Here is a 17,462-nt window from a genome sequence, read left to right as displayed (position 1 = left end):
AGTGCCCGGCACCCTCTACACGACGTCCTGAGGAGGACCCAGTGGCTAAGGCCAAGTTCGAGCGGACCAAGCCGCACGTCAACATCGGAACCATCGGTCACGTTGACCACGGCAAGACCACGCTCTCCGCAGCGATCTCGAAGGTGCTTGCTGACAAGTTCCCGTCTGACACCAACGTGCAGCGCGACTTCGCTTCCATCGACTCGGCGCCGGAAGAGCGCCAGCGTGGTATCACCATCAACATCTCGCACATCGAGTACGAGACCCCGAAGCGCCACTACGCGCACGTTGACGCCCCCGGCCACGCCGACTACGTCAAGAACATGATCACCGGTGCGGCTCAGATGGACGGCGCGATCCTCGTGGTCGCCGCCACCGACGGCCCGATGGCTCAGACGCGTGAGCACGTTCTGCTCGCCAAGCAGGTCGGCGTTCCGTACCTGCTCGTCGCGCTGAACAAGTCCGACATGGTCGACGACGAGGAGATCCTGGAGCTCGTCGAGCTCGAGGTCTCCGAGCTGCTCGCCTCGCAGGGCTTCGCCGAGGACGCTCCTGTCGTCCGCGTCTCCGCTCTCAAGGCCCTCGAGGGTGACGAGAAGTGGGTCCAGTCGATCCTCGACCTCATGGAGGCCGTCGACGAGAACGTGCCCGACCCGGTGCGCGACAAGGACAAGCCGTTCCTGATGCCCGTCGAGGACGTCTTCACGATCACCGGTCGTGGAACTGTCGTCACGGGTCGCGCCGAGCGTGGCACCCTGGCCATCAACTCCGAGGTCGAGATCGTCGGACTGCGTCCGACCGTCAAGACCACGGTCACGGGTATCGAGATGTTCCACAAGCAGCTCGACGAGGCATGGGCCGGCGAGAACTGCGGTCTCCTGCTCCGTGGTACGAAGCGTGAGGACGTCGAGCGCGGCCAGGTCATCGTGAAGCCGGGTTCGGTCACGCCGCACACCGACTTCGCGGGCACCGCGTACATCCTGTCGAAGGACGAGGGTGGCCGTCACAACCCGTTCTACACGAACTACCGCCCGCAGTTCTACTTCCGCACCACCGACGTCACCGGCGTCATCACGCTGCCCGAGGGCACCGAGATGGTCATGCCCGGCGACACCACCGACGTGACGGTCGAGCTGATCCAGCCGATCGCCATGGAAGAGGGCCTCGGCTTCGCCATCCGTGAGGGTGGACGTACCGTCGGCGCTGGTACGGTCACGAAGATCATCAAGTAAGCATCTGCTTCCTGCACAAGGGGTCGGACCTTCGGGTCCGGCCCCTTTTGTGTTGCCCGGACACCCGAGAATCCGGTATCCCAAACTCGTTCCCCTATCCAGTTGAATAAAACACGAAGTGTTGGATATGGTGAATACCGCTATGCGAAAGCATGGCGAAGCAGGCATGTGTTCGAGCCCTGGGTCGTACCGGCGCTGCAGCGGCCAGGGAAACCCGAAGCTTCCCTGAGCCGCTGATCTGCGTGCGCCTGCCTGTATCGGGGAGAGCCTGCGCGTCGGGGAGTGGCGCGCGGGATAAAGGGGAGTATCACCATGCGTTCGAACGCGCGTCCGCAGAAGCAGCAGCACGCCCGGAAGCTGACGGCGATCACCGCCATCGTCTCCGTGATCGCCGGGGCGTTCGTCGCCGGTATTTCGGCTCAGATGGCATCGGCCAACAGTTGGACGCCCAGCGTCTCGGTCGAGAGCGTGGATCCCTCCGGCGCCGGAAAGGACTTCGTCCTCGCCGAGGAGAACGTCGGCTTCGACGTCGCCGTCTCGAACACCTCGGGTGGACGGCAGTTCAACCTCAGCCTCATGGCGATGGTCCCGGCATCCGTCTCGTTCGTCTCGGGCGGCGAGTTCGGTGCCCCGACGATCTTCACCGAGGGCCAGGTGCTGCCCAACCGCACGCGCACGGCCGCCACCGATCTCCCGAGTTGCACCGACCTCGGCCTCGTGGCCGCCCCCACGGGCTCCGCTCAGCCGCAGTTGTGCGCGGTCCCCGCCGGTCAGCAGGTCTGGGTCTGGTCGAACGTCAACGACCTCCCGCAGGGTGCGACCGTTCCCTCCACGATCACGATCGCCCCGGCATCCGACGCCTACCCGGTCGGCAGCCGCATCGACTTCTCGATCCGAGCGTTCACCAGCGACGACCCCGCGCGTCTGCCCACCTTCGACGGCTCGACCAGCGTCTCCCGTACGGCCGACCACACGTCGGGTACGGGCTTCGCCGATGACGACGTGCCGGTCAAGGCACTCCGCGTCACCAAGTCCGAGCCCAGCGCCGAGGACGAGCGTCTGCGCGGCGCGCACGGCGAGCCCACCGTCTACACCGTGACCGTGCAGAACACGAGGCGCGAGGCGACCCTCGGCGCGACCGTGACCGACTACCTCCCCGCCGGAATCGAATACCTGGGTGACGGCACCACCGTCGACAACTCGGCGCCGGGAGCCGAGTACCCCACCGCGCCTCGTCTCGCGGGCGGCGCGATCGACGGCGAGACCGTCGAGACGGTGTCGCTGACCGAGGCGCAGGCGCTGGCTCTCGGACTCTCCGGCGCCGGTGTCTACACCAAGGTCACCTGGCTGCTCGGCGACCTCGCGGCCGACGAGACCCGTACCCTCCAGTACCGCGCCGTCGTCCCGCTGTTCGCCAACGCGCAGTGGGCGGCGGGCACGGCCCCGTCGGCCGAGAGCGGCGCACAGGCGGCGAACCTCGACAACAACACCGGCGCCTCGACCCGCCACGGTGCCACGGATGCGCCGGCCACCGCGCAGACGTTCCGCAACGTCGCGTCGGTCGTCGGCACCTACCAGGGGCCGGTCTTCGGCGGCGACGAGTCGCTGCGCGCCAGCTCCGACGACGATGACGAGATCATCGAGGCGGTCGACGTGCGCGTGCTCAAGAGCGTCGACTCGAGCGGACTGTTCTCGACGGGATCGGTGGCGGTCTACTCCATGCAGGTCGACGTCAGCGAGTACGTCGATGCGAGCGACATCATCCTCACCGACGTCATCCCGAACGGTCTCTGCCCTGCGCTCCCTGCGGGGGAGACGGCCGCGACCCTCATGATCGACGGCGCGACGGTCACGTCCGAGCGCTGGAACTCCGAGGTCCCCGGCGAGGCGTGCAACTACCCGACCACCGCGAACGGCGCCGTGCTCTCCGACGATCTGACGGTCGTCTCGATCGACTACGACCGCACCGACGGCACGTTCACCGTCGTCTTCTCCGCCGATGACCTCGTCGCGGGCGAGACGATGACCGGCCGCTACTCGGTCATGCAGCGTCCCAACTACAGCGGTACGAGCGGCGGCACGAGCTCGGGCGACAGCTTCGTCAACCGCGTCACCGTCACGGCGCAGACCGACCCGATCGCCGCGATCGCGAACGACCCGGCGCTGAGCGCGCGCGTCGGCGGCGCCCGCCTGGTCTCCGACGACTCCGCCGCGATCATCACCTCGGGCTTCACCGGACTCACGAAGACGGTTCTCGAGCGCGGCAGCGATCTCACCACCGACCCCGAGGCCTGGGTGAAGGATGCCGTCCAGCCGTTCTCGCCCGGCGACTCGGTCTGGTACCGCATCGAGATCCCGTTCGCGAAGGGGATCGATATCCGTAACCCCGAGCTCGTCGACTACCTCCCCGAGGGCGTCGCGCTGCAGGAGGTCCGCTACGCCTACACGGGCTTCCCGGCGGGTGCATCGACGACGACCCCGGTCGCCTACGGCTCGTCCGGATTCCCCACCGACTTCATCCCGAACCCGGTGACGACCGAGTCGTCGCTCACCTGGGAGTTCGGCTCTCGCAACCGCGGGGGCAGCGACCACCGCTTCATGCCCGCGGGCAGCACGGTGACCATCTACATCCGCGGTGAGGTGCAGGCGCAGTCCGCATCCCGCGAAGAGGTCGACAGCCCGAAGAACCAGGCGAAGTACCAGCAGGTGAACGTCAACGGCGAGATCTCCTTCCGCCGCGACGACGCGGGCATCGACCTCGACTGGGGTTCGACGCTCACCAAGGGCATCGCCGCGGTCAACGGCACCGCGACCCCGAACGGTACGACCTTCGGCGCGCGCACCGAGACGAACCAGGTCGTGCAGAACGACAAGGTCGAGTACCGGATCGACGTCACCTCCCCCCAGAACTCGACCACCGACTACGTCGTGTGGGACGTTCTCCCGGCAGGGGTGAAGAAGGCGGACGTCGCCGATTTCACCGCCGCGACCTATGACGGCGGGGCGATCGCACCCGCGTCGCCGTACACGACGGCGGATGACGTCACCGCGGTCGCCTACGACGATGGAGAGCTGCCGAACGGGATCGCTCTGACGCCTGCGTACAGCGGGCGCTCGGTGATCGTCTGGACGGTCGGCGCCTCGGTTCCCGGCAGCACCCCCGCGACCACGGGTGAGAACGCCGCGCCCGAGGTCGTCCGCGGCCTCTCGCTCGGCTACACCCTCACGGTTCCCGCCGGCGCGACGAACGGCGGCGCCGCCGCACAGCTCACGCAGAGCTACGTGAACACGGCCGGCATCGTCAGCTACGCGATCGAGAACACGCCGTCGACGAAGACCACGGTCGTGCCGCAGGCGGATGCCGGTGGCCAGCAGCTCACGAACCGCACCCCGCAGGCCGGTGAGGTCGCGGCATCCGATGTCGACACCGTCGGCACCGCCGAGGTGCACCTGCCCGACGTGACCGTCGCCAAGAAGCTCCTGTCGACCGAGGTCGGCCCGACGACCGGGACGCCGTTCGGTCAGACGGATCTCGGCACCTCGGCGCGCAACTCCGCGTCGCAGATCGTGCAGGGGGAGTACGCGACCTTCGAGTACTCGATGACCATCCCGGCCCGCACCTCCATCCGCAATGCCGTGCTCTCCGACAACGGCGCGCTCAGCACCGGCGGCGCGACGGTCACGTACCAGTACGTCGCGGGGAGTGCGAAGTTCTTCGGTCCGACGGGGGAAGAGATCGAGACGGCCGACGAGGCCGACGGCTTCCGGACCGCCGAGACCTCGGGCGCCGCGCGCGGCGTGCTCACCTTCCCGAGCACGTACACGAACGCCACGGACGAAGCCCAGACGTTCCGCGTGCAGATCTCGGTGTGGGTGAAGGACCGCGACGCCAACACGGCCAACGCGAGCCAGCCCCAGATCGCCAACGGCACGCAGCTGACGAACACGGCCACACTGACCTTCGGCGACCCGAACAGCACGAACACGAACGCGCGCCTCACCCGCACCGCGAACGCCCAGGTGCAGTTCATCGAGCCCGCCCCGCGGCTCACGAAGACGGCATCGTCCGCGACGGTCGCCGCCGACGGCACGGTGACCTACACGCTGCGTGCGGAGAACGGCGCGAACCGCGTCTCGTTCTACGACGCCGTCGTGCTCGACTGCGTGCCGACCGAGATCACGCCGAGCAATCTCTCCGCCACGTCCGGTGATCCGCGCATCATCGGTGACTGCGCGATCGGTACGGGCAACGTGATCCAGCCGGGCACCGGTCCGGGAACGCTCATCGAGTGGACCATCCCGGTGATCAACGGAACCGGCCCGACCGGTGCGCCCACGCTCACCTACACCGGAACGGTCGAGACCCAGGCCGGCGGCGGGTCGACGTTCACCAACCGTGCCGAGCTCAAGGGATACACGCTCCCGCTCGCGGTGGGCGATGACACCGACACGTCGGACCGTCGCGGCACGGTCGCGGCGATCAGCTCCGCGACGGTGCGCATGCCCGAAGCATCCATCCTCAAGACCGTCGAGCCGGGCTCCGCACCGGTCGGCGACGTCGTCACCTACACCCTGACCACCACGCTGCCGGCCAGCACGAACTTCTACGACGTCGTGCTGTCCGACACCCTGCCGGTCGGAGTCGAGTACCTCTCGGGCGGCACGCACACCGAGACGGCGAACTGGGCGGGCGCTCCCAACACGCCCGTGATCGGCGCCCCGTCGCTGAACGGGCGGACGCTCACCTGGAGCGTCGGTCCCGACGACATCCTCGCGTGGTCGGCGAACCGCACGATCACCGTCACGTTCGAGGCGCGTATCACGAACGCCGTGACGGCCGCGGCGCCGAGCAACACGGGCACTTTCGCCTGGAGCTCGGTCAACGGATCCACCGCACCGGGCGACCGCAAGACGCCGACCTCGACCGCCACCGTGACCCTGCTCCACCCCAGCGTCACGATCGCGAAGGCCGTCAAGACGACGGGCGCCGCGGATTCGACCTATGCGGCGAGCAAGACGGGGAACCCCGACGAATCCTTCACCTATCGCGTGCGCGTGACGAACGCCACCGGTGCAGGCACGGCGCCTGCTCACGGGATCGTCGTCACCGACACGGTCGACGCGGGAGTGCGCATCGACACGAAGCAGAGCGTGTTCGACGAGGCCGTGTTCTCCGATGAGGACGCCATCCGCGACGGCCGCGGCGGCGTGATCACCTGGACCCTCGCCGGTCCGCTCTCGAACGCGAGCGGTGCCAACGTGCGCGACCTCGTCTACGAGGGCAGCTTCATCTCCGCGGAGTCGCTGCGTGCGATCGCCCTCAACAACACGGTGCGCGTCACGCAGTATTCGTCGGCGTCGTCCGATGGCTGGGTCTACCGTCCGGGCTCGACCCGCCCGGGCGGGGCCGCCATCCCCACCACCAACACGACGAGCAGCGCGGCGATCACCCCGCTCTTCCCGAGCATCCAGCTGCAGAAGAGCGTCACCACGCCGGGTGCCCAGGCCTTCATCGGCGAGGCGTTCTCCTGGACCCTCCAGGCCCGCAACGTCGGTGCGGGTTCCGCCCAGACCGTCACCCTCACCGACACCCTTCCGACGGACTGGCGCTTCGACGACTCGGTGGCGCCGCGCATCTCGGTGGCCGGCCAGGCGGCGATCACCCTCGACGCGCCCACGATCACGACCGCGAACGGTCGCCAGGTGCTCACCTGGGTGCTGGGGTCGGAGACGGGAGCAGCGTTCCTTCCGGGAACCGCAGGCGGGGCGACCGATGCGCAGCGCACGGTCGTCGTGACCTTCTCCTCGAAGCCACTCGCGGATGCCGTGACCACGGCGGGAGCGGGCCTCGCGACCAACCACACGAACACCCTCACGGGTTCCGCCACCGATCGGACGGGCGTCACCCGCAATGCGAACGGCCTGTACGTCGACACGAACGCGCAGGCGAACGCTCAGATCGCCCGCGCCGACCTGAAGATCGTCAAGCAGGCGATCGGCGGCGACGCTCAGGGCGCCTGGACGGCCGGCGACACGGTGCGCGGCGGGTACACGCAGCCGCAGTGGCGCATCACAGTCACCAACCAGGGACCGGATGCCGCGAACGGTCCGTTCCGCGTGACCGATGAGGCCGTCCTCCCCGACGGCGTGACCACCGGTGCCTTCACCGCGCGGTACTACAGCGGCGCCGCCGACACCACGGGCACCGCGCTCTCGCTCTCGGGTGCGGGCACGGCAGCCGACCCGTTCGTCGTCGGTACGACCGGCACGGCCCTGAAGGCCGACGGTTCCGACCGGATCGTCCTGGTCGCGAACGTCACGATCCAGGCCCCGGCCACCGGGACCGCCGAGAACACCGCGAGCGTCACCGGCCGCACGTACGAGCTGCCGGCCGACATCGCGAAGGACAACGCGGCCACGGCCACGAAGCCCATCTCGAGCGCTGCCGATCTCGCGATCGAGAAGACGGTGAACACCGCCGAGGTGACCGCCGGACGCTCGATCACGTGGAGCATCGCGGTGCGCAACAACGGCCCCTCGGTGTCGGCGTCGACGGCGGACGACAAGATCACCGTGACCGACACGATCCCGGAGGGGATCACCGGCGTGGCCGACCCGTCGGCGGGGCTGACGGCGTGGACCGCCTCGGCATCCGACGGCTGGCCCGCCACCGCCGGTGACACGATCACCTGGACGTTCACGGGCACCCAGCTCGCGGTCGGTCCCGCGCAGGATCTCTCGCTGACCGGTACCGTGCTCGCATCGTGGACGCCCGACGACGGCGACATCGTCAACGCGGCGACCGTCACCCCGGGGGCGACCACCGATCCGACCACCACCAACAACTCCGACGATGTCACCGTCTCCCCGGGGGATGCGACGACCCTCGCCATCACCAAGACGCGCGTCGTGAACGACCAGGGAGTCTGGAAGGACGCCGCGCAGTTCGGCGGGCCGCTGCCCGTCGTGGTCGCCGGTGAGACGGTGAGCTACCGCGTCGTCGTGACGAACAACGGACCGGCGGATGCCCGCGACGTCAGCGTCGAGGACGAGGTGCCGAGCATGCTCGCCTTCGCATCCGTCGAGGACGTGACGGGCACCTGGACCCGCGTCGCGGGCCCCGACACCCACGACACGTTCACCGTCGACGGCACCGTGCCGGCGGCCGCGGGGGACAACACCCGCGCGTTCGTGGTGACCTACGACGTCGACGCCGCGCTCGCGCCCGGTTCGGTTGTCGAGAACTGGGCGACCGCATCGGCGACCAACGCCACCAACGAGCCGCGCGACGGCGACACGACGGACTCCGACCGCGTCGCGGATCTCGCGATCCTCAAGCAGGCGATGGATGCCGAGGGCGTCGCCGTCGCCGAGGGGGAGACCCCGGAGGTGACCGCGGGCACGCAGACGCGATTCCTGCTGACGGTGACGAATGAGGGGCCGAGCTTCTCGAGCGCGCCGATCACGATCAGCGATCAGCTCCCGGCGGGTCTCACGTACAGCTCGTCGACCATCTCGATCGCGGGAGCCGAGGCAGTCGCCGCCACCCCCACGGTGTCGGAGAACGGCCGCGCGATCTCGTGGACGGCGCTGACCGAGGAGCAGACCCTCGAGGTCGGATCGACCATCGAGATCGTCGTCACCGCCGACGTGGCCGCAGACGTTCGCCCGCAGACCCTGGTGAACGAGGCCGACGTGACGGGCCCCGACGACTTCGACCCCGCGAACAACCACGGCGAGGCCGAGATCGACATCGTCACCCTCGCCGAGATGACGGTGCAGAAGGACGTCGCCGACGGTCCGTGGATCGCCGGCACCGAGGTCGAGTACACCATCACGGTCGACAACGAGGGGCCGTCCGTCGCGGACGCCTTCCTCACCGACGTGCTGCCGGCCGGCCTCGCCCCCGTCTCGATCGCGGGCGAGGGCTGGACGTGCGACGAGGACGCCCAGAGCTGCATCCGTCGCGGGCACCCGCTGGGGGAGAGCACGATCACGGTCGTCGCCCTCATCGAGTCGAACGTGCCCGCCGGCACCGCGCTGACGAACACGGCGAACCTGTCGTGGACCGACAGCCGCAGCACCTCGCCGCACTCCGACAGCGACGATGCCGCGATCGACGTCACCACGGATGCCGACCTCGGCCTCGTCAAGACGGCGGTCGACGCCGAGGGCGCCGAGATCACCTCCGCGGTCGCGGGGGAGAGCGTGCGCTACCGGATCGAGGTCGAGAACGCCGGACCGAGCGATGCGGTCGGGCCGATCACGGTCACGGACGCGCTGCCCTCCGGCATCCGTTTCACCGGTCTGACCGGTGACGCCGCCGAAGCATGGTCCGCGCAGGCCGACGACGCCGATCCGCAGACCGTGACCTTCACGATGCTGCCGGCGGACGCGGGCCTCGTGAACGGCGCCGCTGCGCCCTCGATCGAGTTCGAGGCCGCCGTTGACGCCTCGGTCGCGCACGGCACGGTGCTCACCAACACGGCATCCGTGTCGTCGGGCACCCCGGACTCGAACCCCGAGAACGACGGTGACTCGGCCGATCTCACGATCGCTCGCGAGGTGGATCTCTCGATCACGAAGACCCACGATGCCGCCGCTGTGCGCATCGGCGACGAGCTCGCGTTCGCTCTCGAGGTCCGCAACGCCGGACCGTCCGAGGCGACGGATGTCGTCGTGACCGATGTCGTGCCCGCCGGGCTCGAGGTCACGACGGTCCCAGGCGACGAGGTCGGCACCGACTGGTCGATCGAGAGCATCGAACCGGTCGATGCGGACGACGCGACGGCCGGGACCCGTGTGGTCGCGCGCTACGCGCTGCCCCTCGCGCCGGGCGAGACGGCATCCGTCCTGGGTGTGAGCACCCGTGTGCTCGTCGCGGCCTACTCCGAGGTCGTGAACGTGGCGGATGTCTCCGCCGCCGAGATCACGGAGGAGCACCCCGACCGCACCCCCGACGACAACCGCGCGTCGGACGTCGTCACGGTGCCGCCGATGGCCGCGCTGGTCGTGAGCAAGACCGCGGTCGGCGAGTTCCAGGTCGGCAAGGCCGGGTCGTACGAGATCGTCGTGCGCAACGACGGTCCCACCGCCGACCCGGGGCCGATCACCGTGACGGACGTGCTGCCCGCCGGGCTCTCGTTCGCCGGATCTCCCGACGAGGGAGTGCAGGTCGACGGCCAGGTCGTGACCTGGACGCTCGAGGACGGCCTCGCGGTCGACGAGGAGATCACCCTCGCGCTGCGCGTGAACGTCGGCGAAGCCGCGTACCCGTCGGTCACCAACGTCGTCACGGTCACCTCGCCCAGCGAGCAGACCGAGGACGCCGTGCTGACCGACGAGGCGACGGTCGATGTCGCCGCGGCGGATCCGCTCGCCACGACCGGTGCCGAGATGGCCTGGGGTCTGCTCGCGGTCGCCCTGCTGATGATGGTGTCGGGAGGACTGTTCGTCGCCGCGCGTCGACGCTCTTCCGCCGGCGCGTCCGTCCATGCAGAATGAGGGTGCCCGGAACCGATCCGGAGCACATGACCAGTAGGGGACGCACATGGGTATCGAGGACGCCGTCAACAAGGGCAAGGACTTCGTCGAGCAGAACAAGGACAAGATCGCCGAGGCCGTGAAGAGCGAACAGGCCGAGGACATCAGCGACAAGGTCCTCGACGGCGTCGCCGACTTCGCCAAGAAGATCGCTCCGGGTGCGTCCGAGAAGATCGACGAGATCCGCGACGCGGCCGACAAGCAGGTCGGCAACCAGTAGTCGATCGCTCCGAGGGCGGTGATCTCCGGGAGGAGGTCGCCGCCCTCCGTCGTGCGCTGCGATATTCCGGCGGATGCTCGCGCGGAGACCCGCGGATGCGTAGACTGGGACTGGCCGCACTGGGGATAGGGCGGTCGGGGAGCCCGGAGGGGTCCGGACTCCTGAAGCACGCGGCTCGTCCGCGTTCAACTGGGGAATGCGATCTTGGGGATCATCTTGCGACGTGCGCACTCGCTGCGCGCCTTCGTCACCCCGCCTGCACGGCGGCGTCATCGCCGTGCCCTCGATCGAGGATCTCGGCGTCCCTTCACGCCGGATTCCTCGCGTTCGGTGTGCCCCCTCGCACTGAACGCCCTCCCCGAACGGGGCGAGGCATGGGGATGCCTCGCCCCGTTCTCACCTCGCGGCTGAGGCTTCGACGGCGGCGCGACACGCCCGGGTTTGCGCAAGTGAAATACCCCGTGGCAGAATAGACAGGTTCGACATTTCGGTGCGCTCAGCGTGCGCCGAATCACTGCCAGGGCAGTGCATAGACGGTGTCTCCTCTGAGAGGCGCAGGGTTCTAGGCCGCGGGTAGCAGAACACACAACCCCGACACCTTCCTTTCGAGGACTTCGCCGTGCGCGGCGGAGGTCGGGATGACAGCAGAACAGTGGTGCGCAGAACGACTCCCCGGAGTCGTTCGAGTGCCGAGGCGTGAACAGCGCCGACGTGCGTCCAATGCCCCTGAGCCACCGGGTTCAGGCCGGTAAGACGCTTAAAGAGAGTGAGCAGACAATGGCGGGACAGAAAATCCGCATTCGCCTGAAGTCGTATGACCACGAGGTCATCGACTCGTCGGCACGCAAGATCGTCGACACCGTGACCCGTGCGGGCGCGACCGTCGTCGGCCCCGTGCCGCTTCCGACCGAGAAGAACGTCGTGTGCGTCATCCGGTCGCCCCACAAGTACAAGGACAGCCGCGAGCACTTCGAGATGCGCACCCACAAGCGTCTGATCGACATCGTCGACCCGACGCCCAAGGCCGTCGACTCGCTGATGCGTCTCGACCTCCCGGCCGATGTCAACATCGAGATCAAGCTCTGAGGTTCGACATGGCTGACATCAACGCAAAGATTTCCAAGGGCATGCTCGGCACGAAGCTCGGCATGACCCAGGTGTGGAACGAGAGCGGCAAGCTCGTCCCCGTCACCGTCATCGAGCTCGCACCGAACGTGGTCACCCAGGTTCGTACCCCCGAGAAGGACGGCTACAACGCCGTGCAGATCGCGTACGGCCAGATCGACCCCCGCAAGGTGAACAAGCCCCTCACGGCTCACTTCGAGGCCGCCGGCGTCACGCCGCGCCGCCACGTCACCGAGATCCGCACCGCGGATGCTGCTGACTACTCACTCGGTCAGGAGCTCACGGTCGACGGCACGTTCGAGGCCGGCCAGCTCGTCGACGTCGTCGGCACGAGCAAGGGCAAGGGCTTCGCCGGTGTCATGAAGCGTCACAACTTCAAGGGCGTCTCGGCATCGCACGGTTCGCACCGCAACCACCGCAAGCCCGGCTCCATCGGCGCATCGTCGACCCCGAGCCGCGTCTTCAAGGGCATGCGCATGGCCGGCCGTATGGGTGGCGAGCGCGTGACCGTCCTCAACCTCACGGTGCACGCCATCGACATCGAGAAGGGTCTGATGCTCGTCAAGGGCGCCGTCCCCGGTGCTCGTGGCCGCATCGTCTACGTCCGCAACGCAGTGAAGGGTGCCTGATCATGGCTGACTCGACTCTCGCGCTCGACGTCCTCAAGGCAGACGGCAAGAAGGCAGGCTCGATCGAGCTTCCCGCCGCGCTGTTCGACGTCAAGACGAACATTCCGCTGATCCACCAGGTCGTCGTCGCGCAGCTCGCGGCGGCTCGCCAGGGAACCCACTCGACCAAGCGTCGCGGTGAGGTCTCCGGTGCCGGCCGCAAGCCCTTCAAGCAGAAGGGCACGGGTAACGCCCGTCAGGGTTCCATCCGCGCGCCGCACATGACCGGTGGTGGCATCGTGCACGGCCCCAAGCCGCGCGACTACTCGCAGCGCACGCCCAAGAAGATGATCGCCGCCGCCCTCCTGGGTGCGCTCAGCGACCGCTTCCGCGGCGACCGCCTGCACGCGATCGACAGCTTCGGCACCGAGGGCTCGCCCTCGACCAAGGCAGCCGCGGGCTTCCTCGGCCAGGTCGCCACGTCCAAGAACGTGCTGGTCGTCATCGAGCGCGGCGACGAGCTCGCGCTCAAGAGCCTGCGCAACCTCGGTCACGTGCACCTGCTGTCGTTCGACCAGCTCAACGCCTACGACGTGCTCGTCTCCGACGACATCGTCTTCACCCAGGCCGCGCTCGAAGGCTTCATCGCCTCCAAGTCCGGCGCCAACCAGGAGGTCTCCGCATGAGCGAGCAGGCATCTGTTCTCCAGACGGCCCTGAACAAGGACCCGCGCGACGTCATCCTGAAGCCGGTCGTGTCCGAGAAGAGCTACGGCCTGATCGATGAGGGCAAGTACACCTTCCTCGTCGACCCGCGTGCTTCGAAGACCGAGATCAAGCTCGCCATCGAGAAGATCTTCGGCGTCAAGGTCGCGTCCGTCAACACGCTCAACCGCGTCGGCAAGGCCCGTCGCACCCGCTTCGGCACCGGCAAGCGCAAGGACACCAAGCGCGCCATCGTGACCCTGAAGTCGGGCACCATCGACATCTTCACGGCAATCGGCTGATCCGGGGGATAAGGACAATCATGGCAATTCGCAAGTACAAGCCCACGACCCCGGGCCGTCGCGGCTCGTCGGTGGCTGACTTCGCCGAGATCACCCGATCGACGCCGGAGAAGTCGCTGCTGCGCCCGCTCTCGAAGACCGGTGGTCGTAACAACCAGGGGCGCATCACGACCCGTCACATCGGTGGTGGCCACAAGCGCCAGTACCGCGTCATCGACTTCCGTCGCAATGACAAGGACGGCGTGAACGCCAAGGTCGCTCACATCGAGTACGACCCCAACCGCACGGCTCGCATCGCGCTGCTGCACTACTTCGACGGTGAGAAGCGCTACATCCTCGCTCCGGCGAAGCTGAAGCAGGGCGACATCATCGAGTCCGGCGCGGGTGCCGACATCAAGCCGGGAAACAACCTCCCGCTGAAGAACATCCCGACGGGTACCGTCATCCACGCGATCGAGCTCCGCCCCGGCGGCGGCGCGAAGATGGCGCGTTCGGCCGGAGCATCCGTCCGTCTCGTCGCCAAGGACGGCCCCTACGCCCAGCTGCGTCTGCCCTCGGGCGAGATCCGCAACGTCGATGCGCGCTGCCGCGCGACCATCGGCGAGGTCGGCAACGCCGAGCAGTCGAACATCAACTGGGGTAAGGCCGGCCGTATGCGCTGGAAGGGCGTTCGCCCGACCGTGCGTGGTGTCGCCATGAACCCGGTCGACCACCCGCACGGTGGTGGTGAGGGTAAGACCTCCGGTGGTCGTCACCCGGTCTCCCCGTGGGGTCAGGCTGAGGGTCGCACCCGTCACGCCAACAAGGAAAGCGACAAGTACATCGTGCGTCGTCGTAACGCCGGCAAGAAGCGCAAGTAGGAGTAAGAGAAGATGCCTCGCAGTCTTAAGAAGGGCCCCTTCGTCGACGAGCACCTGCTTCGCAAGGTGGTCGTGCAGAACGAAGCCGGCACCAAGAACGTCATCAAGACCTGGTCCCGCCGGTCCATGATCATCCCGGCCATGCTGGGTCACACGATCGCGGTCCACGACGGACGCAAGCACATCCCTGTGTTCGTCTCCGAGACCATGGTCGGTCACAAGCTGGGCGAGTTCGCGCCCACCCGCACCTTCCGCGGCCACGAGAAGGACGACAAGAAGGGGCGGCGCCGCTAATGGTCGAATCGATCGCACGCGTGAAGCACATCCGCGTGACCCCGCAGAAGGCTCGTCGTGTCGTCGCGCTCATCAAGGGCAAGCAGGCCCAGGAAGCTCTCGCGATCCTCAAGTTCGCACAGCAGAGCGCCAGTGAGCCGATCTACAAGCTTGTCGCGTCGGCCATGGCCAACGCACAGGTGAAGGCGGATCGCGACGGCGAGTACCTCGACGAGCAGGACCTGTACGTGGCCAACGCGTACGTCGACGAGGGCACGACGCTCAAGCGTTTCCAGCCCCGTGCACAGGGTCGCGCGTTCCAGATCAAGAAGCGCACGAGCCACATCACGGTCGTGCTCTCGACGCCGGAGGCGGCTGCGCCCGCTGCCGGTGACAGCAACAAGAAGGCGAGCAAGTAATGGGACAGAAGGTAAACCCGTACGGCTTCCGTCTCGGCATCACCACGGACCACGTGTCGCGCTGGTTCTCGGACTCGACGAAGCCGGGTCAGCGTTACGCCGACTACGTCGCCGAGGACATCAAGATCCGCAACCTGCTGAAGACGCAGCTCGACCGCGCCGGTGTCTCGAACATCGAGATCGAGCGCACCCGTGACCGCGTCCGCGTCGACATCCACACCGCCCGTCCGGGCATCGTGATCGGTCGTCGTGGCGCCGAGGCCGAGCGTATCCGCGGCGACCTCGAGAAGCTCAGCGGCAAGCAGATCCAGCTGAACATCCTCGAGGTCAAGAACCCCGAGGCCGACGCTCAGCTGGTCGCACAGGGAATCGCCGAGCAGCTCTCCGCACGTGTGGCCTTCCGCCGCGCGATGCGCAAGGGCCTGCAGGGCGCCCAGCGTGCCGGTGCCAAGGGCATCCGCATCCAGGTCTCCGGCCGCCTCGGCGGCGCGGAGATGAGCCGGTCGGAGTTCTACCGCGAGGGTCGTGTGCCGCTGCACACGCTCCGTGCGAACATCGACTACGGCTTCTACGAGGCCAAGACCACCTTCGGCCGCATCGGCGTCAAGGTCTGGATCTACAAGGGCGACCTGACCGCGAAGGAGCTCGCTCGCGAGCAGGCCAACGCACCCAAGGCTCGTCGTGACGACCGTGGTGGCGACCGCCGCCGTGCCCCGCGCAACGAGGCACCTGTTGCAGAAGGAGCGTCTGCCTGATGCTTATTCCCCGTAAGGTCAAGTTCCGCAAGCAGCACCACCCGGGTCGCTCGGGTCAGGCCACCGGTGGCACGAAGGTCTCCTTCGGTGACTTCGGCATCCAGGCCCTGACGCCCGCTTACGTGACGAACCGTCAGATCGAGTCCGCTCGTATCGCGATGACCCGTCACATCAAGCGTGGTGGAAAGGTGTGGATCAACATCTACCCCGACCGTCCGCTCACGAAGAAGCCTGCCGAGACCCGCATGGGTTCCGGTAAGGGTTCCCCCGAGTGGTGGGTCGCCAACGTCAAGCCGGGTCGCGTCCTCTTCGAGGTCGCCGGTGTCGACGAGCAGCTCGCCCGTGAGGCACTCACGCGAGCCATTCACAAGCTGCCGCTGAAGGCACGCATCATCAAGCGCGAGGAGGGCGACGCGTAATGGCGATCGGCACCAAGGAGCTCGCTCCGGCAGAGCTCGACACGTTCGAAGACCAGCGCCTCGTTGAGGAGCTGCGCAAGGCCAAGGAGGAGCTGTTCAACCTCCGTTTCCAGTCGGCCACCGGCCAGCTGGAGAGCCACGGCCGCATCCGCGCCGTCAAGCGCGACATCGCGCGCCTCTACACCGTGATCCGCGAGCGCGAGCTGGGCATCCGTGCGACGCCCGCTCCGGTCGAGGCTCCGGCCAAGAAGGCGTCCAAGTCGAAGGCGAAGAAGGCGGATGCCGCCGACGACGCCGTGAAGGAAGAGGCTGAGTGATGGCCACCAAGAAGGAAGCCGCCGTCGAGGCTGAGCACGCTGCTCACGATGTGCGCGATGCGGATGCCCGTGGGTACCGCAAGTCGCGTCGTGGCTACGTCGTCAGCGACAAGATGGACAAGACCATCGTGGTCGAGGTCGAGGACCGCGTGAAGCACCCGCTTTACGGCAAGGTCATCCGCCGCACCTCGAAGGTCAAGGCGCACGATGAGGCGAACACCGCCGGCATCGGCGACCTGGTCCTGATCAACGAGACCCGCCCGCTCAGCGCCACGAAGCGCTGGCGTCTGGTGGAGATTCTGGAGAAGGCCAAGTGATTCAGCAGGAGTCCCGCCTCAAGGTCGCCGACAACACCGGCGCCAAGGAGCTGCTCACGATTCGCGTGCTCGGTGGCTCGAAGCGCCGCTACGCCGGCGTGGGCGACACCATCGTCGCGACGGTCAAGGACGCGATCCCGGGCGGCAACGTCAAGAAGGGCGACGTCGTCAAGGCGGTCATCGTCCGCACCGTCAAGTCCACGCGCCGTCCCGACGGCTCGTACATCAAGTTCGACGAGAACGCCGCCGTCATCCTGAAGAACGACGGGGAGCCCCGCGGCACCCGTATCTTCGGACCGGTCGGCCGTGAGCTTCGTGACAAGAAGTTCATGAAGATCGTCTCGCTGGCGCCGGAGGTTATCTAAGTC

General features: G+C 67.7%; 15 protein-coding genes. All 15 read left to right on the top strand.

Annotated features, from left to right (window positions below; translation table 11 throughout):
* Positions 1-41 precede the first annotated feature (41 nt).
* The 15 genes from tuf (at position 42) to rplN (ending at position 17,459) form a co-directional block, all read left to right on the top strand.
* Positions 42-1,232, top strand: a complete 1,191-nt coding sequence (gene tuf / locus ACTJKK_RS07335) for an elongation factor Tu (protein ID WP_042538710.1) — start codon at positions 42-44, stop codon at positions 1,230-1,232.
* Between the two features lie 312 nt (positions 1,233-1,544).
* Complete coding sequence (locus ACTJKK_RS07330) at positions 1,545-10,736, top strand: isopeptide-forming domain-containing fimbrial protein (protein WP_440747484.1); 9,192 nt, start codon at positions 1,545-1,547, stop codon at positions 10,734-10,736.
* 46 nt (positions 10,737-10,782) lie between these two features.
* A complete protein-coding gene (locus tag ACTJKK_RS07325) occupies positions 10,783-10,995 on the top strand; it encodes a hypothetical protein (protein ID WP_247625182.1) in 213 nt (70 codons plus the stop codon).
* 777 nt (positions 10,996-11,772) lie between these two features.
* Positions 11,773-12,081: a 30S ribosomal protein S10 gene (gene rpsJ / locus ACTJKK_RS07320; protein WP_030147986.1), complete on the top strand. Its 309-nt coding sequence runs from the start codon at positions 11,773-11,775 to the stop codon at positions 12,079-12,081.
* 8 nt (positions 12,082-12,089) lie between these two features.
* On the top strand, positions 12,090-12,749 hold the full coding sequence (gene rplC / locus ACTJKK_RS07315) for a 50S ribosomal protein L3 (RefSeq protein WP_247625181.1): 660 nt from the start codon (positions 12,090-12,092) through the stop codon (positions 12,747-12,749).
* 2 nt (positions 12,750-12,751) lie between these two features.
* Positions 12,752-13,414, top strand: a complete 663-nt coding sequence (gene rplD / locus ACTJKK_RS07310; protein WP_247956749.1) for a 50S ribosomal protein L4 — start codon at positions 12,752-12,754, stop codon at positions 13,412-13,414.
* Positions 13,411-13,734: a 50S ribosomal protein L23 gene (gene rplW, locus ACTJKK_RS07305; RefSeq protein WP_247625179.1), complete on the top strand. Its 324-nt coding sequence runs from the start codon at positions 13,411-13,413 to the stop codon at positions 13,732-13,734. Before rplD ends, rplW begins: the two co-directional genes overlap by 4 nt.
* 20 nt (positions 13,735-13,754) lie before the next feature.
* On the top strand, positions 13,755-14,594 hold the full coding sequence (rplB, locus tag ACTJKK_RS07300) for a 50S ribosomal protein L2 (protein ID WP_247625178.1): 840 nt from the start codon (positions 13,755-13,757) through the stop codon (positions 14,592-14,594).
* A 12-nt stretch (positions 14,595-14,606) separates the two neighbouring features.
* On the top strand, positions 14,607-14,888 hold the full coding sequence (gene rpsS, locus ACTJKK_RS07295; protein WP_017201589.1) for a 30S ribosomal protein S19: 282 nt from the start codon (positions 14,607-14,609) through the stop codon (positions 14,886-14,888).
* On the top strand, positions 14,888-15,286 hold the full coding sequence (rplV, locus tag ACTJKK_RS07290) for a 50S ribosomal protein L22 (RefSeq protein ID WP_247625177.1): 399 nt from the start codon (positions 14,888-14,890) through the stop codon (positions 15,284-15,286). Before rpsS ends, rplV begins: the two co-directional genes overlap by 1 nt.
* Positions 15,286-16,041, top strand: a complete 756-nt coding sequence (rpsC, locus tag ACTJKK_RS07285; RefSeq protein ID WP_017201587.1) for a 30S ribosomal protein S3 — start codon at positions 15,286-15,288, stop codon at positions 16,039-16,041. Before rplV ends, rpsC begins: the two co-directional genes overlap by 1 nt.
* A complete protein-coding gene (gene rplP, locus ACTJKK_RS07280; RefSeq protein ID WP_247625176.1) occupies positions 16,041-16,460 on the top strand; it encodes a 50S ribosomal protein L16 in 420 nt (139 codons plus the stop codon). Before rpsC ends, rplP begins: the two co-directional genes overlap by 1 nt.
* On the top strand, positions 16,460-16,777 hold the full coding sequence (gene rpmC, locus ACTJKK_RS07275; protein WP_050722500.1) for a 50S ribosomal protein L29: 318 nt from the start codon (positions 16,460-16,462) through the stop codon (positions 16,775-16,777). The genes rplP and rpmC overlap by 1 nt, the downstream gene beginning before the upstream one ends.
* Complete coding sequence (gene rpsQ, locus ACTJKK_RS07270; protein ID WP_247625175.1) at positions 16,777-17,094, top strand: 30S ribosomal protein S17; 318 nt, start codon at positions 16,777-16,779, stop codon at positions 17,092-17,094. The genes rpmC and rpsQ overlap by 1 nt, the downstream gene beginning before the upstream one ends.
* Positions 17,091-17,459 carry a 50S ribosomal protein L14 gene (rplN, locus tag ACTJKK_RS07265; RefSeq protein ID WP_045253838.1) on the top strand — a complete coding sequence of 123 codons (369 nt, stop codon included), beginning with the start codon at positions 17,091-17,093 and terminating at the stop codon, positions 17,457-17,459. Before rpsQ ends, rplN begins: the two co-directional genes overlap by 4 nt.
* Positions 17,460-17,462: the final 3 nt, after the last annotated feature.

It is taken from the genome of Microbacterium sp. 22179 (assembly GCF_052045715.1).
Lineage (GTDB): Bacteria > Actinomycetota > Actinomycetes > Actinomycetales > Microbacteriaceae > Microbacterium > Microbacterium galbinum.
The sequence above is the reverse complement of the archived record's forward strand: the minus strand, read 5'-3'. Positions and strand labels throughout refer to the sequence as shown.